Consider the following 16,704-nt stretch of genomic DNA (forward strand, 5'->3'; position numbering starts at 1 on the left):
TCGTCGATACCGGTCGATCGAGGGGAGACGATCGTGGGGGACAGTGAGGCCAGCGTCGGAATCGAAGAGGTTCCGCCGTCCGGGGTGGACGCCAGCGTTCCGCACTCGGCACGGGTGTACGACTGGTGGCTCGGTGGCAAGGACAACTTCGCGGTCGACCGGGCGATGGGAGCCGCGCTCATCGAGGCCATCCCCACCCTGCGCACCATGGCGAAGGAGAACCGGGCGTTCGTCCACCGGGTCGCCCGCTACCTGGTGGGCGAGGCGGGCATCCGCCAGTTCGTCGACATCGGAACCGGCATCCCCACCCGGCCCAACCTGCACGAGGTCGCCCAGGCGGTGGCGCCGGAGACCCGGGTGGTCTACGTCGACAACGACCCGATCGTGCTGGCGCACGCCCGGGCGCTGATGATCAGCACCGAACAGGGGCGCAGCGAGTACATCCACGCCGACCTGCGTCAGCCGGAGAAGATCCTCGCGGACGCCCGCCTCACCGAGACGCTCGACCTGAGCCGCCCCGTCGCGCTCACGCTCATCGCGGTGCTCATGCTGCTGCGGGACGCCGACGACCCGGCGGGCAAGCTGCGTACGCTGATGGACGCCCTGCCCTCCGGCAGCTACCTGGCGATCACCCACCCGACCGGCGACTTCAACCCGGCCGAGATGGACGCCGCCGTCGCCGCGGCCACCCAGGGCCGCATGACGCTGGTCCCGCGGACCCGCGCCGAGGTGGAGCGGTTCTTCGACGGCTGGGAGATGGTCGAGCCGGGCGTCGTCCCGGTGATGGCCTGGCGGCCCGAGGACGGCGCCCCGGAGGATCCGCACGCCGCCTACTATTGGGCCGGTCTGGCCCGCAAACCCTGAGGTGTACGGGCTGCGGGAATGGGTACGCGCGGCCCGGACGACACCCGGGAGGCACGGATGGCGAGCGAGGCGCCGGACTACTTCCGGCCCGAGCACGGGATGGTGCTCACCCACCTGTTGATCGTGCGGGACGTGGACCGCTCCCGGGAGTTCTACCGCCGGGTGCTGGGCGCCACGGTGGTCCGGGAGCGGCATCCCGCGATCCTGCGGTTCCACAACAGCTACATCGTGATCAACGACGAGGGTGGCCCGACCGACGACAAGCCGAACGTGCGGGCGCAGGCGCCGGCGGACCCGGACACGCTCAGCGGGGCGATGAACATCCGGGTCACCGACGTGCGGGCGGTCTACGAGCAGTGGCGCGCCCGGGGCGGGGAGTTCCTCACCGAGCCGAAGGACCACGGCGCCGAGATCCGGTGCTACCTGCGGGACCCGGACGGCTACCTGATCGAGGTCGGTCAGGGCACCGGGATCATGGCCGACCCTTCCGGCACCGCCGGTTGAGGCCATGGCGACGGGACGACGATCGCCTCGACACCTGCGCGACCGCCGGCTCCGACCGCTCGGCGTGCCCGTCCTCAGGCCGGTGCCGGGCGGTTGGTGGTTCGACGGGTTGCTGCTCGCCGCGCTCGTCGCGCTGACCGCGGCGCTGGTCTGGTGGCCGCCGCTGCTGCGGCTGGACATCCTCGTCCGGGACTGGTGCGACGCGCGCCGCCCCCGGCCGGTCTACCTCCTGATGTGGATCTTCGACCACGTCGGGCAGGGTGGCATCCTCACCACCGTGACCGTCGGGTTGTCGTTCTGGTTGGCCTGGCGCCACCGCACGATCCGCCCGATCATCCCGGCCGGGCTGGCGCCGGTCATCAGCACCCTGCTGATCGTGGGGTTGAAGCGGTGGACCTCGCGGGGCGCCCCGCACCACGGCTCGGTCGAGATGTTCAGCGACGGGTGGGAGGAGTTCTACCCCTCCGGGCACGTGAGCAACGGCATCGTGTACTACGGCGTGCTGGCGATGCTGCTCGCGCCGTACCTCGGGGTGACCGTCCGCCGCGTCCTGCTGTGGCTGCCCGGCGTGCTGGTCTTCATCGGCACCACCTACCTCGGCTGGCACTGGCTCACCGACAGCGTCGGGGGATACCTGCTGGGTCTGCTGATCGTGCGGCTGCTCCTGCGGCTGCCGTGGCGCACGCTCCCGCTGCCCCGTGTGTTGGACCGGGCGCCCCGAACCTGACCGACCGATACCCGACGCAACGGCCGCTCGGCATTACCGACACCGTCACCGGTGGCCGCAGGAGTCGTTTTCCGGGTCGTGGTAAATCTGCGTCCGATCGCCATTCCGGCGACTGCTCGTAACCGACGCCGTCGCATCCGTCCGCCGTCCGCGAGGCGCTCCGTGCCGACGCTTCCGGTCCGGTACGGTGGGTCGCCGGAACTGGTCGGGATGGTATCTGAACTGCTCAACGATCTGTGCGTCGGGCAATGGTCGGCCCGCAACTTGCACTCTCCGGTGTCGATGCGATCTGCGTAAGTCGCAATTCCCGAGCCTATTTCCATTGACGCCGACAAATCTTGACTTGCGCGCTAAATTGGCGCACCGTGAAGGCGTCCGCGGCCATCGGGGCACATTCACGGACCTGCCGTCCGGTCCCCGGATGCGGCCCGCCGACGCGACGCACCAGGAGGCGGTCATGCGGTTGAACCCATTCGACGAGCAATATCTCACCGACCCGGCCGGCGTGTGGCGACGCGTTCTCGACGAGCCCGGCGGGGTTCACCACGACCCGGACCTGGGGCTGTGGCTGATCAGCAGCCACGCGCACGTACGGCGGGCGCTCGCCGACCCGGCGACGTTCGGCAACGCCCTCACCCTCGTGCCCCTCTACGACGTGCGCCCCGAGGCGTTGCAGGTGATCATGCAGATCGACGCGCCGCCCACCACGGCGGCCGCGGACCCGCCGGTGCACCCGCGCACGCGCCGGGCCCTGCGCGCGACCTTCGCGAACACGCCGGACCGGGTCGACCAGCGGTACGGGCCGATCGTCCGTCGCCGGGTCGACGAGCTGGTGTCCCGCCTGGCCGCCCGTCCCGGCGAGCGCGTCGACCTCGTCGCGGAGTTCACCACCGAGCTGCCGCTGCTCGTCCTGCTGGACCTGCTCGGCGTGCCGGAGGAGGACATCGGGCGGGTCCGGGACTGGGCCGACGGGCAGATCGCGCTGATCTGGGGTCGGCCCGAGCCGGCCGAGCAGGTGCGGCTGGCCCGGAGCCTGCTGGAGTTCTGGCACTACTGCCAGCGGCTCGTCCGGGCCCGCCTGGACGACGGCCGTCACGGCGAGGACTACGTCAGCCTGGCGTTGGCGTACCGCGACGGCGACGACTCGAGGCTGACGGTCACCGAGGTGGCGAGCATCGTCTTCAACCTGCTGGTCGCCGGGCACGAGACCACCGCCGGCCTGCTCGCCCACGCCCTCGACCAGGCGCTGTCGGTGCCCGGGCGGTGGCGGGCCATGGTCGAGGACCCGGGCCGCATCCCGGCGTTCCTCACCGAGACGCTGCGGTACGCACCCGCCATCGACGGGTGGCTGCGGGTGACCCGCCGGGAGGTGACCCTGGGCGCGGTCACCATTCCGGCCGGGTCGCGGTGCCTGCTGCTGATCGGCGCCGCGAACCGGGATCCCGCGGTCTTCGCCCATCCCGACCGGTTCGACCCGGACCGGCCGGACGCGTCGGATCACCTGTCGTTCGGGCACGGGCCGCATTTCTGCATTGGCGCGGCATTGGCGCGACTGGAGGCCGGGATCGCCCTGGCCCGGCTCGCCGCGGCCATTCCCGGTCTGCGGTTAACACCCGACCACCGTCGTTCATACAAGCCGAATGTTGCATTCCGCGCGCACCGCGAGCTTCCGGCGATCGTCGATATCGGACGGCCGCCCGGCCCCGCCGGGGCTCCCGACGCGGACCCCGCCGAGGTCCCCGCTCGCTGAGGTGGCTTCGGATCCGCGCGGTTGACCTGCGGTAACGGTCGTTTCATGGGAGGGGCGGCGGGTGGCAGTCACCGCGAGTGGGCCCGCGTCCGCCGGTGCGGGCCGCGCCGGGTGGCGACGGCGGCAATCGCAGGGACGCAATGGACCATCTCGGGTGCACGTCTTCACACCCGTCCACTGGTGGGTTAAGAATTGTGCCCTGCGAATGCATACTCATTGCCTGACCTCGATCTGATGCCGTGCTCGTCGCCGGTGTCATGAAGGTGAGCACATGGATCGCGCATCTCGGCCCAACGCCGACCATTCCGGTGCCAGCCACCGGTTCCGGGTCGAGCTGCGGTCCTGGCGTACCCGGGCGGGGTTGACCCAGCGCGCGTTGGCGGAGCGGGTGCGGTTCAGTCGCGAGACGGTCGCCGCGGTCGAGTCCGGCCGCCGGTTCGGCAGTCACGAGTTCGCCGTGCGCTGCGACGAGGTGCTCGACACCGGTGGGTGTCTGGCGGGGCTGTGGCCGCAGGTCGCGGCGGAGCAGTTGGCGGCGGACGGGCGCCGGGGCCCTCGCCTGATCGCGGTGGACACGCCGCCGGCCCGGCGGGACGCCCGTGACCCGGGTGCGGTCGTGGCGGCGATCGACGAGTTGCGCGAGCTGATCGGTCAGGTGCTCAGCGCCCCGCCGGGCCCGGAGGACGGGTCGGCCGGCGAGGTCGCCCGCCGGTCCTGAGGCCCGCCGGCGTCGATGCGCGGGGGCCGGCCCGCCGGCGCTGCTGACTCTGGGTACAGATGTTGGTACGGGCTGTTTGTACCACGGGCGGGTCTGGTCTCAGCGCACGGGTTCCGGCGCAATGAAACGTGCATACGGCAACGTGCACATAGGTCACCGTCGATGAGCCGTGGGAGTCAGTCTTGGCGTCGAGCACGAGGTCCCACGCGGCCCGACCCTACCCGAATCGGCGTCGAGGGTGGAGGATCGCCTCCCGGATGCGGCTCATCGTGGCCGCCCCGCTGGTCGCGGTGATCGGGTTCGCCGGCCTGGCGCTGACCGAGAGCGCCCGCCAGACCACCCGCGCCAGCGACCTCGGCAACCTGGCCCGGCTCGGCGCCGAGGCGGGCGACCTGGCCCACCGGTTGCAGCGGGAACGGGTCGCCGCCGCCGACCTCCTGGGCCGCGGGGGACCGCAGCAGCAAGACGCCTTCGCCGACGCCACCACCGCCACCGACGCGGTCATCGCCGGCTATCGCGCGCAGCGGGCCCGGATCCCGGCCGGGCCCGCAGCGAGCCGCGCGGTCCTCGACCGCATCGACGCGACGCTGGACGCCCTCCCGCCGCTGCGCGCCCAGGTCCGCACGGCGGCGCACGCCTCGGTCTCCGCGATGACCTTCGGCTACCGGATCGCCATCGCCGACCTGCTCACCCTCCGGGAGAGCGTCACCGTCGGCGTGGTCAACGCCCGCATCGCCGACGGCGTCCGGGCCTCGGCGGCGCTGTCCAAGACGGCCGAGGCGGTCGGCCAGCAGCAGGTGGCGGTCCTGCGGGCGGTGTCGGCCGGCGAGCTGACACCGGCCCTGCAGCAGGACATCACCGCCGCCCGCACCAGCTTCACCGAGTCCAGCCTGTCGTTCCTGGCCCTCGCCCGGCCCGAGTGGAGCGTCTGGTGGGAGCAGGCCGGCAGCGGCGAGCAGGCGCTCCTGCTGCAACGGCTGCAGGACGAGGTGTCCCGCACGCAGGCGGGCGGCCCCCTGCGACTCGACGTCGACGCCTGGATCACCGCCACGCAGCAGTGGTCCGGACGCCTCTCCGACCTTCGGCAACGGGTCGACGCTGCGGTGCTCGACGACGTCCGGGCCGCGCACGCCGACCAGCGGCGCCGAGCCGCGGTCGAGGCCGTCGCCGTGGCGGTCGCGCTGGTGCTCACCGCCCTGGTCACCTGGGTGGTCGCCCGCCAGATCACCCGCCGGCTGCGCCGGCTGCGGGACGCGGCGAACGCGGTGGCCTTCCAACGACTGCCGGAGGTGGTGGCCCGGCTGCAACAGCCGGACAGCGGCTCGGTCGACCCGGACGAGCTGGCCCGGCGGCAGAGCACCGAGGCGCTGGAACCGTCCAGCGACGACGAGATCGGCGAGCTGGGGCAGGCGTTCAGCGCGGTGCACCGGGCGGCCGTGCGCACCGCGGCCGAGCAGGCGGTCATGCGGGCCAACACCGCGGACATCTTCATCCACCTCAGCCGGCGCGAGCAACGCCTGGTGGACGCGGTGCTGGCCCAGGTCGACCGGGTCGAGCGGGACGAGACCGACCCCGAACGCCTGGAACAGCTGTACGCGCTGGACAACCTGGCCACCCGGATGGGCCGGATCAACGCCAGCCTGCTGGTGCTCGGCGGGGTCGGCGTCGGCCGGGTACGGCAGGAGGACGCCCCGCTGCAGAAGGTCCTGCAGGCGGCGCAGTCCCAGATCGAGCACTACGCCCGGATCCGGCTCGGCATGGTCGACGGCGACGTGGCCGTCGCGGCCGAGGCGGTCGACGAGGTGGTGCACCTGCTCGCCGAGCTGATGGACAACGCGACCGTCTACTCGCCGCCCGGCACCGAGGCCTGGGTGACCGGCCGGAGCCTGGGCGACCGGGTGATCATCCAGGTCAGCGACGAGGGCGTGGGCCTCTCCCCGCAGCGGCTGCACCAGCTCAACGAGCTGCTGGCCCGCCCGCCGGCCATCGACGTGGCCGCCGTGCGGGCGATGGGGCTGGTCGTGGTGGGGCAGCTCGGGGTGCGGCTGGGAGTCGCCGTGCAGCTGCGACCCGGCCCCCGGCTCGGCACCATCGCCGAGGCGGCGCTGCCGGCGACGATGATCCGGCCGCTGCCCCCGGAGGAGTACCTGCTCAGCGCCGCCCGGCCGTCCCGGCGCACGGCGCGTACCGCCGCCCCACCGCCGCCGTACGCGCCGCCGACGGTGCCGCGGCCGCGGGCCGGGCGACCGGCCCCCGACCGGGCGTTGCCGGCGGCGCCGGTGTTCCGGCCGGCCGCCGCGCCCGGCCGGGGCGACGCGCCGACCGAGGAGCTGCTCATCTTCCAGGAGGTCAACCACTGGTTCCGGACTGACCAGCCGAACGGTCACCACGGCGCGCCGTGGGCCAGCCCGGCCGACGACGCCTGGCGGGCGGCCGCCCAGGTGGCCGCCCCGGACGTCGTCACCACCACCAACTCCGGCCTGCCCAAGCGGCAGCCGCAGCGGCACCTCGTCCCCGGCACGGTCACCACGCCGACGCAGCCCCAGCGGTCCGAGTACCGCGACCCGGCGCAGGTGGCCACCGCGATGGCCGCGTACGCCCGCGGCGTGGCCGCCCGCCGCCCCACCCTGACCAACCAGGGCAACCAATGACGCGACAGGGAGAGCACGTGACCGACCACCAGGACCTCGGTTGGCTGCTGGACAGCTTCGCCGAACGCGCGACCGAGGTCAGCCACGCGATCGCCATCTCCAGCGACGGCCTGATGGTGGCCGCCACCCGGGACCTGCCGCCGGACCGCGCCGACCAGCTCGCCGCCACCGGCAGCGGCCTGGTGAGCCTGCTCCGCGGCGCGGCCGCGTTCTTCGACGCCGGCGCCGTGATCTCCAACGTCACCCAGCTCGAGGGCGGATTCATGTTCTCGATGGCCTTCAACGACGGCGCGTCCCTGCTGGTGCTCGCCTCGCCGCACTGTGACGTCGGCAAGGTCTCGTACGAGATGACCGAGCTGGCCAACCGCATCGGCGACGCCCTCACCCCGGCCGCCCGGGCGGCGCTCAGCCGCAGCCGCTGACCCCCTCCCGGCACCCCCTCACGCCGGGCCGTTCATCCCCTCTGGAAGGAAGACATGTCTGTCACCCCTCGGCGCGGCCGCGCCCGCACCGCCAGCCTGCTCGCCCTCGTCCTGCTCACCGCGGCCGCCTGCAACCAGGACGGGCCGGGCGCGAGCGAAGCTGGCTCGATCAAGATCGGCCTGCTGGCGTCGCTCTCGGGCACCTACCAGGCGGTGGGCACGGAGATCCGCGACGGTTTCGAGCTCTACCTGTCCACGCACGACGGCAAGCTCGGCGGACGCACCGTCGACCTCGTGGTCGCCGACGAGGGCAACGGCGCGCCGACCGCGGTGCCGGCCGCGACCAAGCTGCTCAAGCAGGACCGCGTCGCCGCGCTCACCGGCATCGTCGGGGGCGGCTCGGTCGCCGCCGTCTACCCGCTGCTCAACGAGACCAAGGTGCCGCTCGTCGGCTCGAACGGCCGGCCGGAGCTCAAGGACGTGTCCCGGATCTGGCACACCTCCTACCTGTCCGACGAGCCCGGTGAGGCGATCGCCCAGCACGTGCGCGACAACGTGAAGGGCTCGGTCTACGCGATCGGTCCGGACTACCAGGGCGGCTGGGACGAGCTGCGCGGCTTCACCGAGGCCTTCGCCAAGGCCGGCGGCACGCTGGCCAACCCGGACGGCAAGACCACGTTCACCCCGTTCCCGACCACCACCAACTTCACCCCGTACTTCGCCCGGATCAAGGCGTCCGGGGCGAACGCCGTCTTCACCTTCTACGCGGGCAGCGCCGCGGTGGACTTCGTCAAGCAGTACGCCCAGTCGGAGATCCGGGATCTTCCGCTCTACGCCGCCGGCTTCCTCACCGAGGGCGGGGTGCTCGACGCGCAGGGCGAGGCCGCCCGTGACATCTACTCCGTGCTGAACTACTCGCCGGACCTCGACAACGCCGAGAACCGAGCCTTCGTCGCGGCCTGGAAGGCCGAGCACGACGGCTCCCCGACGACGTACGCCATGGCCTCGTACGACGCGGCGGCGGTGCTCGACCGGGCGATCGGCGCCGCCGGGGACAATCCCACGCCGGAGAGCATCAACGAGGCCATCGGCAAGCTCGGGCAGATCGCCAGCCCTCGCGGCACCTGGCAGTTCTCCACCACCACCCACTCACCGGTGCAGAAGTGGTACCTGCGCCAGGTCCGCCAGGACGGTCGGGCGCTCTCCAACACCGTCGTCGGTGATCTCGCGACTGTCGGCCGATGAGCACGGTGGCGGCCGGCACGGCCCGGATCGACCCGTACGTCATCCCCGCGCTGGACGGCGTGGCCTACGGCCTGCTCGTCTTCGTCGCCGCGGCCGGGTTGGTCTTCTGCTTCGGGGTCGCCGGCATCCTCAACCTCGCCCACGGCACGCTCTACGCCATCGGCGGCTACACGGCGGCGGCCCTGCTGGACGGCGGCTGGCCCAGCCTGGCGCTGGCACTGGGGGTCGGCGTCGCCGCCGCCACCGCCGGCGGGGTGGTGCTGGCCGGGTTGCTCACCCGGGCCGCTTCGCGCAACCACCTCACCCAGGCGCTGCTGACCTTCGGGGTGGCGCTGGCCGGCGGCAGCCTGCTCGTCTCCGCGTTCGGGCCCGACGACCGCCCGGTCCACGTCCCCGCCGCGCTCGACGGGTCCGTGTCGGTGGCCGGCCACCGGTACGCCGCGTACCGGCTGGTCTTCATCGTCGTCGCCGCGCTGCTGGCCGGCCTGCTCTATCTCACCGTGCGCCGCACCCGGGCCGGAATGCTGGTCCGCGCCGCCGTCGACGACGCCGAGATGGTCGCGTGCCTCGGTGCCAGCCCGACCCGGATCCGGGTCGGTGTGCTCGCCGCCGCCGGAGCGCTCGCCGGCGCCGCCGGTGTGCTCGGCGCGCCGATCATCGGCCCCGGGCCGGACACCGCCGACACCGTGCTCCTGCTCTCCCTGGTGGTCGTGGTGCTCGGCGGTCTCGGGTCGCTGACCGGCACGCTGCTCGCCGCGCTCCTGGTGGGGGAGATCCAGACCCTCGGTGTGGCCCTCGCCCCGTCGGCGGCGCCCTTCCTGCTCTTCGCGGCCATGGCCGCCGTGCTCGCGGTCCGCGCGCGGGGCCTCGCCACCGCGAGGAGGGCGACGTGAGGGACGAGCTGATCCGCCCGCTGCGCCGCACGGTGGCGGCCGTCGTGCTGGCCGGACTCGTCCTGGCGCCCTGGATGGTCGACGACTACACCGCGGCGATCCTCGCGCGCACGCTCGCCCTCGGCCTGGTCGGGGTGAGCGTCGCCCTGCTGACCGGGGTGGCGGGCCTGCCCACCCTCGGCCAGACCGCACCGTACGCGGCCGGCGCGTACGCCTGCGTGGTGGTCGGCGGGAGCGTCTCCGACGTCGGGGTCGTGCGGTTCGCCGTCGCGGCGGCGGCGGGCGCGGCGCTGGCCGCGCTGACCGTCCCGCTCGTGGTGTCGGCCCGCGGGGTGGTCGTCCTCATGATCACCCTGGCGGTCGGCGAGCTGGTCGTCACCGTCGTCGGCCGCTGGCGGTCGGTCACCGGCGGCACGGACGGGCTCGCCGGCATCTCCCCGATCCGCCCGTTCTGGGGGCTGCCGGTCCTCGCCACCGACCGGGCCCGCTACCTGTACACCCTGGTGGTCGTCGCGGTGGCGGTCGGCGCCCTGCTGCTGGTCCTGCGGACCAGGGTGGGCCTGGTGCTGCGCGCCGGCCGCGACGACGAGGCCCGGCTGCGGGCCAGCGGGCACCGGATCGCCGCCCACGTCGCCGGCGTGCACATCGCCGCCGGGGCGATCGCCGGGGGCGCGGGCTCACTGCTCGTGGTCGCCCAGCAGTACGTCTCACCGGCCGACTTCAGTTTCGACACGTCCGCCCTGCTGCTGCTCGGCGTGGTGATCGGCGGCACCGCGTCGGTCGGCGGCGCCCTGCTCGGCGCGGCGCTCGTCATCGCCGCCCGGGACTGGCTGTTCGGCCTGCTCCCCGGCCAGGCGCCGTTGGTGCTGGGCGCGGTCTTCATCGCGACCGTCTATCTGCTGCCCGGCCCCGGGCACGGGCGGTCACGCCGGTGGGGCCGGCCGCACCCCGGTATCCGTCCGCGCCCGTCGGGGCCTCGCCCGGCCCGCGAGCCCGTCCGGACGGAGGTACGGGCATGACCCCGCTGCTGGCCGCGCGCGGCATCACCGTCCGGTACGGATCACTGGCCGCGCTGGACGCGGTGGACCTCCGCGTCGACCACGGTCAACGGCACGCGCTCATCGGGCCCAACGGCGCCGGGAAAACCACCCTGCTCGACGTCATCGCCGGGGCCACCCGGCCGGCCGGCGGGCGGGTCCGACTCGCGGGCCGAGACGTCACCCGGCGCGGGCCGGCGGCCCGGGCGCGGCGCGGCGTCGGCCGGATCCACCAGCGGCCCGCCGTCTGGTCCACCCTCACGGTGACCGAGAACGTGCAGGTCGCCGCGTTGCCGCACGCCGCCCGGCCGGGCCGGTGGCAGCCCGGCGCGGCCCGGCGCGCGGCCCGCCGCACCGCCGGCACTCTGCTCGACCGGGTCGGCCTGGCCGACCTCGCCGCGCTGCCCGCCGGCCAGCTCGCCCACGGTCAGCGGAGACAACTGGAGATCGCCATGGCGCTGGCCGGGCGGCCCCGGCTGCTGCTGCTCGACGAGCCCGCCGCCGGGCTCTCCGCCACCGAGGTCGGCCGGCTGGTCGACTTCCTCCGGGAACTGCCCCGGGCGGTGGCCGTCCTGCTGGTCGAGCACCGGCTGGACCTGGTCTACGAACTCTGCGACACGGTCACCGTGCTGCGCGACGGCCGCACCCTCGCCGCCGGCACGCCCGACGAGATCCGCGCCTCCGACCTGGTGCGGCGGGCCTACGCCGAGGGGGTGGCCTGATGCTGCGGCTGGACCGGGTCTCCGCCGGCTACTACGGCGGGACCGTGCTGCACGACGTGACGCTCCACGTGCCGCCCGGGAGCATCCAGGCGGTGGTCGGCCGCAACGGCGCGGGCAAGTCCACCCTGGTGCACACGATCGCCGGCCTGGTCCGGCCGCAACAGGGCCGGATCGAGATCGGCGGGGTGCAGGTGGCCGGACGCCAGCCGCACCGCATCGCCCGGTCCGGGGTCGGGCTGGTCCCGCAGGGGCGGCGGGTCTTCTCCCGGCTGACGGTGGCCGAGCATCTCGTCCTGGCCGCCGCGCCCTGGCGTGCCGCGACGCCCGGCGGCGAGGGCTGGACGGTGACCCGCGTCCTGGAGCTGCTGCCCCGGCTGGCGGTGCGGCTGCGCCACCGCGGCGACCAGCTGTCCGGTGGTGAGCAGCAGATGCTGGCGATCGCCCGGGCACTGCTCGGCCAGCCCCGGGTGCTGCTGCTCGACGAGCCGTGCGAGGGGCTCGCCCCCGACCTCGCGGCCCGGGTCCGGGACCTCGTCGGCGGCCTGGCCGGCACCGGGCTCACCGTGCTCCTGGTCGAGCAGCAGCTCCAGCACGCCATCGACATCGCCGACCGGGTCGCGGTGCTGGAGTACGGGCGGCTGGTCTACGACCGGCCGTCCACCGAGGCACGGGCCGACCCGGCGACGCTGGCCGCGATGTTGAGCATCGCCACCGTCGCCACGTCGCCGGCCCCCGGACCGGCGCCCGGGCTCTGGGCCGACGCCCCGCAGTCGTCACGACCACCTAGGGAAGGGTGAACACGATGCGCACGGAGACCATCGACAGCGAGTACGCCTTCGACAACGCCGCCGCCGAGGCGGTGCCCCAGCTGCGCGCGCTGGAGGCGTTCCTCGACCCGATCACCATGCGCCGACTCGCGCCGCCGGTCCTCTGCCAGGCCGCCCGATGCTGGGAGGTGGGCGCCGGAGGCGGGTCGGTGGCGCACGGCATGGCCTGGGCGGTCGGCGCGGACGGCCACGTGCTGGCCACCGACATCGACACCTCGCGACTGGCCCCGACGGCCAACCTCGACGTCCGCCGGCACGACGTGCGCACCGAGCTGCCGCCGGGGGCGGCGTTCGACCTGGTCCACGCCCGGCTGGTGCTGCTGCACCTACCGGAGCGCCGGCACATCCTCCGGTCGCTCACCGGCGCGCTCGCTCCCGGGGGGTGGTTGGTGGTCGAGGAGTTCGACTGCACCGCGCCACTGCGGGTGCTGACCGCACCCAACGACGACGCGGCGAAGCTCTTCGGCCAGGTCGCCGACGCGATGCTCGGCATCCTCCAGGGTCACGGCGCCGACCTGGCCTGGGCGCAGGACGTGCACGCCGAGATGACGTACGCCGGCCTCGTCGACGTCGACACCGTCACGCACGCGGAGAGCTGGGCCGGCGAGTCCAGTGGAGCGTCGCTGTACGAGACGAACTCGCGGCAGCTGGAACCGGAGCTGCTGGAGGCCGGGTTCACCCCCGGCCAGTTGGAGGCGTTCCGCAAGCTCCTGCGCGATCCGGCGTTCGCGGTGATGTCCTACGAGTTCGTGTCCACGCGCGGCCGGCGGCTGCCCGGGTAGCCGCCCGCGGGTCTCCGGCCGGGCGGGGGCGACGATTACGGCGTCCCCGGCCGATCCGCTGTGCCAGACTCGGGGAAGCGCAGGCCGTCCCCGTGTCGCCCGCCCCTCCCTCCGGTCCGGTTGCCCGTTCAACGGTCAGGAAGGGACAGCATCGTGAAACACCACGAGTTCGTCGCCGCCGTACGCCAGCGCGGTGAGTACGGCAGCGCGGCGGAGGCCGAGGCGGTCATCCGCGCCGTCCTCAGCGTGCTCGCCGCGCGCCTGACCCCGGCCGAGGCCCACGACCTCGCCTCCCAGCTGCCGCAGGGCATCGCCGAGATCCTCGAGGACCAGCACGAGCCGACCCTGCAACTGTCGGCGCAGGAGTTCCTCAACCGCATCGCCGCCGGCACCGGGGCGACGACGCGGACGGCCCAGTGGGATGCCGGCGCGGTGCTGACGACGCTGGCGGACGCGGTGAGCTGGGGCGAACTCAACCAGGTGATCACCCAGCTGCCGTCCGGCTACGCCGTACTCTTCGGCACCAAGGCATGAGGTGACGAGCGGCGCCGCGCCGCCGATCGGGTCGGCGGCGCGGACGCCTCGTCACGCCTGCTCCATGACCTCCGCGTCGGCCCGCCGTTCGCCGGGTTCGAACATGTCGGTCCGCCGTTCGCCGGGCTCGAACATGTCGACCGGCCGCCCGCTGGGCTCGAACATGTCGGCCCGCCGTTCGCCGGGTTCGAACATGTCGACCCGCCGCCCGCTGGGCTCGAACATGCCGACCCGCCGCTCGCCGGCCCCGACCACGTCGGCCCGCCGCTCGCCGGTCGGCGCCTCGTCCGCCGGCTGATCGCCGGCCGCCGCCTCGTCGGTACGCGGTGTGCCGCCCTCCGCGCCGCCGGTGGGCCGCTCGCCGGTCGCCTCGTCGTCGCCCCGCCGTTCGCCGCCCATCGTGCTGTCGGGCCGCCGTTCGCCGGTCGCGGCGTCGTCCGTCCGCCGTTCGCCGCCCGCCAGGTTGTCGGCGCGCCGCTCGGCGGTCGCCTCGTCGTCGGCCGGCCGTCCGCCGGTCTCCGCCCCGGGGGACGGCCGCTCGGCTGCCGATCGCGCGGTCACCATCGGATACTCGGCGGTCGCCACGCCGCCCGCGGCGGCGGCCATCACCGCGGCCGCGGCGAGGTCCGCGACACGCTTCGCCTCCCGCTGCACCCGCGCACGGACGTCCTTGGCGTGCCGCTCGGCCGAGTCGGCCGCCCGCCGCGCCGCGTCGAGGCGTTCGACCTCGGCGCTGAGCTCCCGGCGGATCTCGTCGAGGCGTTGCCGCACCTGGGCCAGCTCGCGATCCGCCTCCGCCTGCTCGTGGCGCGACTCGGCGAGCTGCTGCCGGGCGCTCTCCAGCTCGGACTGCAACTGGGTCACCGCCTGCTGCCGGGCCGAGAGCTCCTGCTGCACCACGGTGAGCCGCTCCTGGTGGGCGGTGGCCTGCTCGTCCGCGCGCTGGCGTACCTCGGTCGCGTACTGCTGGGCCTCGGCGATGAGCGAGCCGATCGTCTGCTCGGCGGCGTTGCGCTGGCCGGCGATCTCCCGTTCGGCGGCGGCCCGCTGCTCGGCCAGGTCCTGCTCGGCGGCGGCCCGCCGTTCGGTGACGTCCCGTTCGATGTTGGCCTGCCACTGGGCCAGCTCCTGCTGGCTCTTGCTGCGGGCCGCCTGGAGCTCCTGCTGGATCTGGGTACGGGCCGCCCGGGTCAGCGCCTCGGACGCGGCCCTGGCCTGTTCGATCTGCTGGGCGCTCTGCTCGCCGATCCGCTTCGCCTCCTGACGGGCGCGCTCGTGGGCGGCCTCGCCGTCGGCCCGCAGCTTCTCCGCCGCGTCCCGGATCTCGGCCAGCTCGGACTCGGCCGCGGTGCGGCGCTCCTCGTAGACCTTCTCCTGCTCGGCGCGCTGCGCGGCCAGCTCCTCCTCCAGCTCCTGCAACGCCCGGGCCGTCCGCTCTCGGGCCTCGACGAGCGTCTTCTCCGCCTCGGCGTGCAGCTCGTCGGCCTGCTGGGTGGCCGCCTCCGTGATCAGCCCGGCCTGCTTCTCCGCCAGGGCGAGGATCTGGTCGACCACGGGACCGAGGTCGCGGAACGTCGCCCGATCCGGCTGGGCCGGCCGTTGGCGCAGCTCGGTCAGCTCCGTGTGCAGCTGCTGGAGCTGACCGGTCAACTCCCGGACCTGGCCGCCGTTGCGGTCCCGCTCGGCGGCCAGCGCCGCGAGCTGGTCACTCACCTGCTCGACGTACCAGTCGACCTGCCGCTTCTCGTAGCCACGCCGCGCCAGCTCAAAGGTGGGTCGTGAAACCCCGCCCTCGCGTACCGCGAACGGCTCGTCGCCGTTGGACATCCGCCATCCTCCGTACCATCCCGAGCGCCCTGTCACCCCGCGGGCCATGATGTCGCGCAACGCTACCGGGACGCCGGTGGCGCGTGTCGTCCCGGCCCGGTCATCGCTGCCACGCATCCGACCGGTCGCGCTGGGTCACCGCCGCGGCCGGTCAGGTCGCGTCGCACGCCGGCCGTTTCCGAGCGGTAGCTGCGCGCGCGCCGGCCGGCGTCGCCCGCACCGGAGGCGTCGAGAGTAGAGCATCCCGTCGCCGCCGTAGCCCGTGTCGAGGCCCCTGGGCTGCGGCATGATGGGGTGCCGGCGTCGGCCACCGGCCAGCTCCGCGGGGTGTGCGGGGTACGGCGGCACCGATCAGTGACGGGAGAACGATGACCACGACCGCGGACCAGACCATAGCCGCCCTGCGTAGCGGGCATGACGCGCTCGCCGCCTTCGTCGGGAAGCTGGGCCCGGACGACCTGGTCCGGCCGTCCGGCGCGAGCGAGTGGCAGGTGTCGCAGGTGCTGAGCCACCTCGGCAGCGGCGCGGAGATCAACCTGGCCGTGCTCCGTGCCGCCCGGGCCGGTGAGCCGGCGCCGGGCGGCGACTTCAACACGACCGTGTGGGCGCGCTGGGACGCGATGCCGCCCGCCGAGCACGCCGACGGCTTCCTCGAGGCCAACGAGCGGCTCGTCGAGGCGTACGAGGCGCTGGACCCGACCGCGCGGGCGGACCTGCGGATCGACCTCGGCTTCCTGCCCGAGCCGGTGGACGTGGCCACCGCGACCCGGATGCGGCTCAACGAGTTCGCCCTGCACCGGTGGGACGTCGAGGTCGGGTTCGATCCGGCCGCGACGGTGTCCGCCGACGCGGTGCCGTTGCTGCTCGACCAGGTCGGGGCGATGCTCGCCTGGACCGGCCGGACGGACGTGCTGGCCGGCCGCCGGGCCGTGCTCGCGGTGCGGCTGCACGACCCGGTGCGGACGTACGGGCTGCGGTTGGGCGAGCGGCTGGAGCTGACCGACGCTCCGGATCGGCCGGACGGTGAGCTGCTGGCGCCGGCCGAGGCGTGGCTGCGCCTCACGGTCGGTCGGCTGTCGCCGCGGTACACTCCGGAGGATGTGCGGGTGACCGGGCCGGTCAGCCTCGACGAGTTGCGGGGCGTCTTCCCCGGCTTCTGAGCGCGGACGCCGGCGGCGGGCCCCGTGCCGGCGCGGCGACG

General features: G+C 74.1%; 16 protein-coding genes. 15 read left to right on the top strand and 1 reads right to left on the bottom strand.

Annotated features, from left to right (window positions below; all coding sequences use genetic code 11):
- Window positions 1-60 precede the first annotated feature (60 nt).
- From O7603_RS00960 to O7603_RS01025, 14 genes are all read left to right on the top strand, one after another.
- On the top strand, window positions 61-864 hold the full coding sequence (locus tag O7603_RS00960) for an SAM-dependent methyltransferase (RefSeq protein WP_281576916.1): 804 nt from the start codon (window positions 61-63) through the stop codon (window positions 862-864).
- A 57-nt stretch (window positions 865-921) separates the two neighbouring features.
- Window positions 922-1,368, top strand: coding sequence for a VOC family protein (locus O7603_RS00965; RefSeq protein ID WP_281573759.1), 447 nt, complete (start codon window positions 922-924; stop codon window positions 1,366-1,368).
- 64 nt (window positions 1,369-1,432) lie between these two features.
- The gene (locus O7603_RS00970) at window positions 1,433-2,095 is read left to right on the top strand and encodes a phosphatase PAP2 family protein (protein WP_281573760.1); all 663 of its coding nucleotides are present in this window, start codon (window positions 1,433-1,435) and stop codon (window positions 2,093-2,095) included.
- 457 nt (window positions 2,096-2,552) lie between these two features.
- Window positions 2,553-3,845, top strand: coding sequence for a cytochrome P450 (locus tag O7603_RS00975; RefSeq protein WP_281573761.1), 1,293 nt, complete (start codon window positions 2,553-2,555; stop codon window positions 3,843-3,845).
- Between the two features lie 271 nt (window positions 3,846-4,116).
- Window positions 4,117-4,563: a helix-turn-helix transcriptional regulator gene (locus O7603_RS00980; RefSeq protein WP_281573762.1), complete on the top strand. Its 447-nt coding sequence runs from the start codon at window positions 4,117-4,119 to the stop codon at window positions 4,561-4,563.
- A 257-nt stretch (window positions 4,564-4,820) separates the two neighbouring features.
- The gene (locus O7603_RS00985) at window positions 4,821-7,214 is read left to right on the top strand and encodes a nitrate- and nitrite sensing domain-containing protein (RefSeq protein ID WP_281573763.1); all 2,394 of its coding nucleotides are present in this window, start codon (window positions 4,821-4,823) and stop codon (window positions 7,212-7,214) included.
- 17 nt (window positions 7,215-7,231) lie between these two features.
- Entirely contained in the window at window positions 7,232-7,636 is a 405-nt protein-coding gene (locus O7603_RS00990; protein ID WP_281573764.1) for a roadblock/LC7 domain-containing protein, read from the top strand.
- Between the two features lie 54 nt (window positions 7,637-7,690).
- Window positions 7,691-8,881, top strand: coding sequence for an ABC transporter substrate-binding protein (locus O7603_RS00995; protein ID WP_281573765.1), 1,191 nt, complete (start codon window positions 7,691-7,693; stop codon window positions 8,879-8,881).
- A complete protein-coding gene (locus O7603_RS01000; protein WP_281573766.1) occupies window positions 8,878-9,774 on the top strand; it encodes a branched-chain amino acid ABC transporter permease in 897 nt (298 codons plus the stop codon). The genes O7603_RS00995 and O7603_RS01000 overlap by 4 nt, the downstream gene beginning before the upstream one ends.
- A complete protein-coding gene (locus tag O7603_RS01005) occupies window positions 9,771-10,793 on the top strand; it encodes a branched-chain amino acid ABC transporter permease (RefSeq protein ID WP_281573767.1) in 1,023 nt (340 codons plus the stop codon). Before O7603_RS01000 ends, O7603_RS01005 begins: the two co-directional genes overlap by 4 nt.
- Window positions 10,790-11,533, top strand: coding sequence for an ATP-binding cassette domain-containing protein (locus tag O7603_RS01010; protein WP_281573768.1), 744 nt, complete (start codon window positions 10,790-10,792; stop codon window positions 11,531-11,533). The genes O7603_RS01005 and O7603_RS01010 overlap by 4 nt, the downstream gene beginning before the upstream one ends.
- Window positions 11,533-12,330, top strand: a complete 798-nt coding sequence (locus tag O7603_RS01015; RefSeq protein WP_281573769.1) for an ABC transporter ATP-binding protein — start codon at window positions 11,533-11,535, stop codon at window positions 12,328-12,330. The genes O7603_RS01010 and O7603_RS01015 overlap by 1 nt, the downstream gene beginning before the upstream one ends.
- Before the next feature lie 5 nt (window positions 12,331-12,335).
- The gene (locus tag O7603_RS01020) at window positions 12,336-13,142 is read left to right on the top strand and encodes a methyltransferase domain-containing protein (RefSeq protein WP_281573770.1); all 807 of its coding nucleotides are present in this window, start codon (window positions 12,336-12,338) and stop codon (window positions 13,140-13,142) included.
- 153 nt (window positions 13,143-13,295) lie between these two features.
- Window positions 13,296-13,676, top strand: coding sequence for a DUF2267 domain-containing protein (locus O7603_RS01025; protein WP_281573771.1), 381 nt, complete (start codon window positions 13,296-13,298; stop codon window positions 13,674-13,676).
- Between the two features lie 51 nt (window positions 13,677-13,727).
- Here O7603_RS01025 and O7603_RS01030 read toward each other — a convergent pair whose 3' ends face one another.
- Window positions 13,728-15,503, bottom strand: a complete 1,776-nt coding sequence (locus tag O7603_RS01030) for a DivIVA domain-containing protein (RefSeq protein WP_281573772.1) — start codon at window positions 15,501-15,503, stop codon at window positions 13,728-13,730.
- Window positions 15,504-15,871: 368 nt separating this feature from the next.
- Here O7603_RS01030 and O7603_RS01035 point away from each other — a divergent pair, with 368 nt between their 5' ends.
- Window positions 15,872-16,663, top strand: a complete 792-nt coding sequence (locus tag O7603_RS01035) for a maleylpyruvate isomerase family mycothiol-dependent enzyme (RefSeq protein WP_281573773.1) — start codon at window positions 15,872-15,874, stop codon at window positions 16,661-16,663.
- Window positions 16,664-16,704: the final 41 nt, after the last annotated feature.

It is taken from the genome of Micromonospora sp. WMMD812 (genome assembly GCF_027497215.1).
Lineage (GTDB): Bacteria > Actinomycetota > Actinomycetes > Mycobacteriales > Micromonosporaceae > Micromonospora.

Coding starts and splice junctions, on each gene's coding strand:
- O7603_RS00965 (WP_281573759.1), top strand. CDS start 922: ATGGCGAGCGAGGCGCCGGACTACTTCCGGCCCGAGCACGGGATGGTG.
- O7603_RS00975 (WP_281573761.1), top strand. CDS start 2,553: ATGCGGTTGAACCCATTCGACGAGCAATATCTCACCGACCCGGCCGGC.
- O7603_RS00980 (WP_281573762.1), top strand. CDS start 4,117: ATGGATCGCGCATCTCGGCCCAACGCCGACCATTCCGGTGCCAGCCAC.
- O7603_RS00985 (WP_281573763.1), top strand. CDS start 4,821: ATGCGGCTCATCGTGGCCGCCCCGCTGGTCGCGGTGATCGGGTTCGCC.
- O7603_RS00995 (WP_281573765.1), top strand. CDS start 7,691: ATGTCTGTCACCCCTCGGCGCGGCCGCGCCCGCACCGCCAGCCTGCTC.
- O7603_RS01000 (WP_281573766.1), top strand. CDS start 8,878: ATGAGCACGGTGGCGGCCGGCACGGCCCGGATCGACCCGTACGTCATC.
- O7603_RS01010 (WP_281573768.1), top strand. CDS start 10,790: ATGACCCCGCTGCTGGCCGCGCGCGGCATCACCGTCCGGTACGGATCA.
- O7603_RS01015 (WP_281573769.1), top strand. CDS start 11,533: ATGCTGCGGCTGGACCGGGTCTCCGCCGGCTACTACGGCGGGACCGTG.
- O7603_RS01020 (WP_281573770.1), top strand. CDS start 12,336: ATGCGCACGGAGACCATCGACAGCGAGTACGCCTTCGACAACGCCGCC.
- O7603_RS01030 (WP_281573772.1), bottom strand. CDS start 15,503: ATGTCCAACGGCGACGAGCCGTTCGCGGTACGCGAGGGCGGGGTTTCA.
- O7603_RS01035 (WP_281573773.1), top strand. CDS start 15,872: ATGACCACGACCGCGGACCAGACCATAGCCGCCCTGCGTAGCGGGCAT.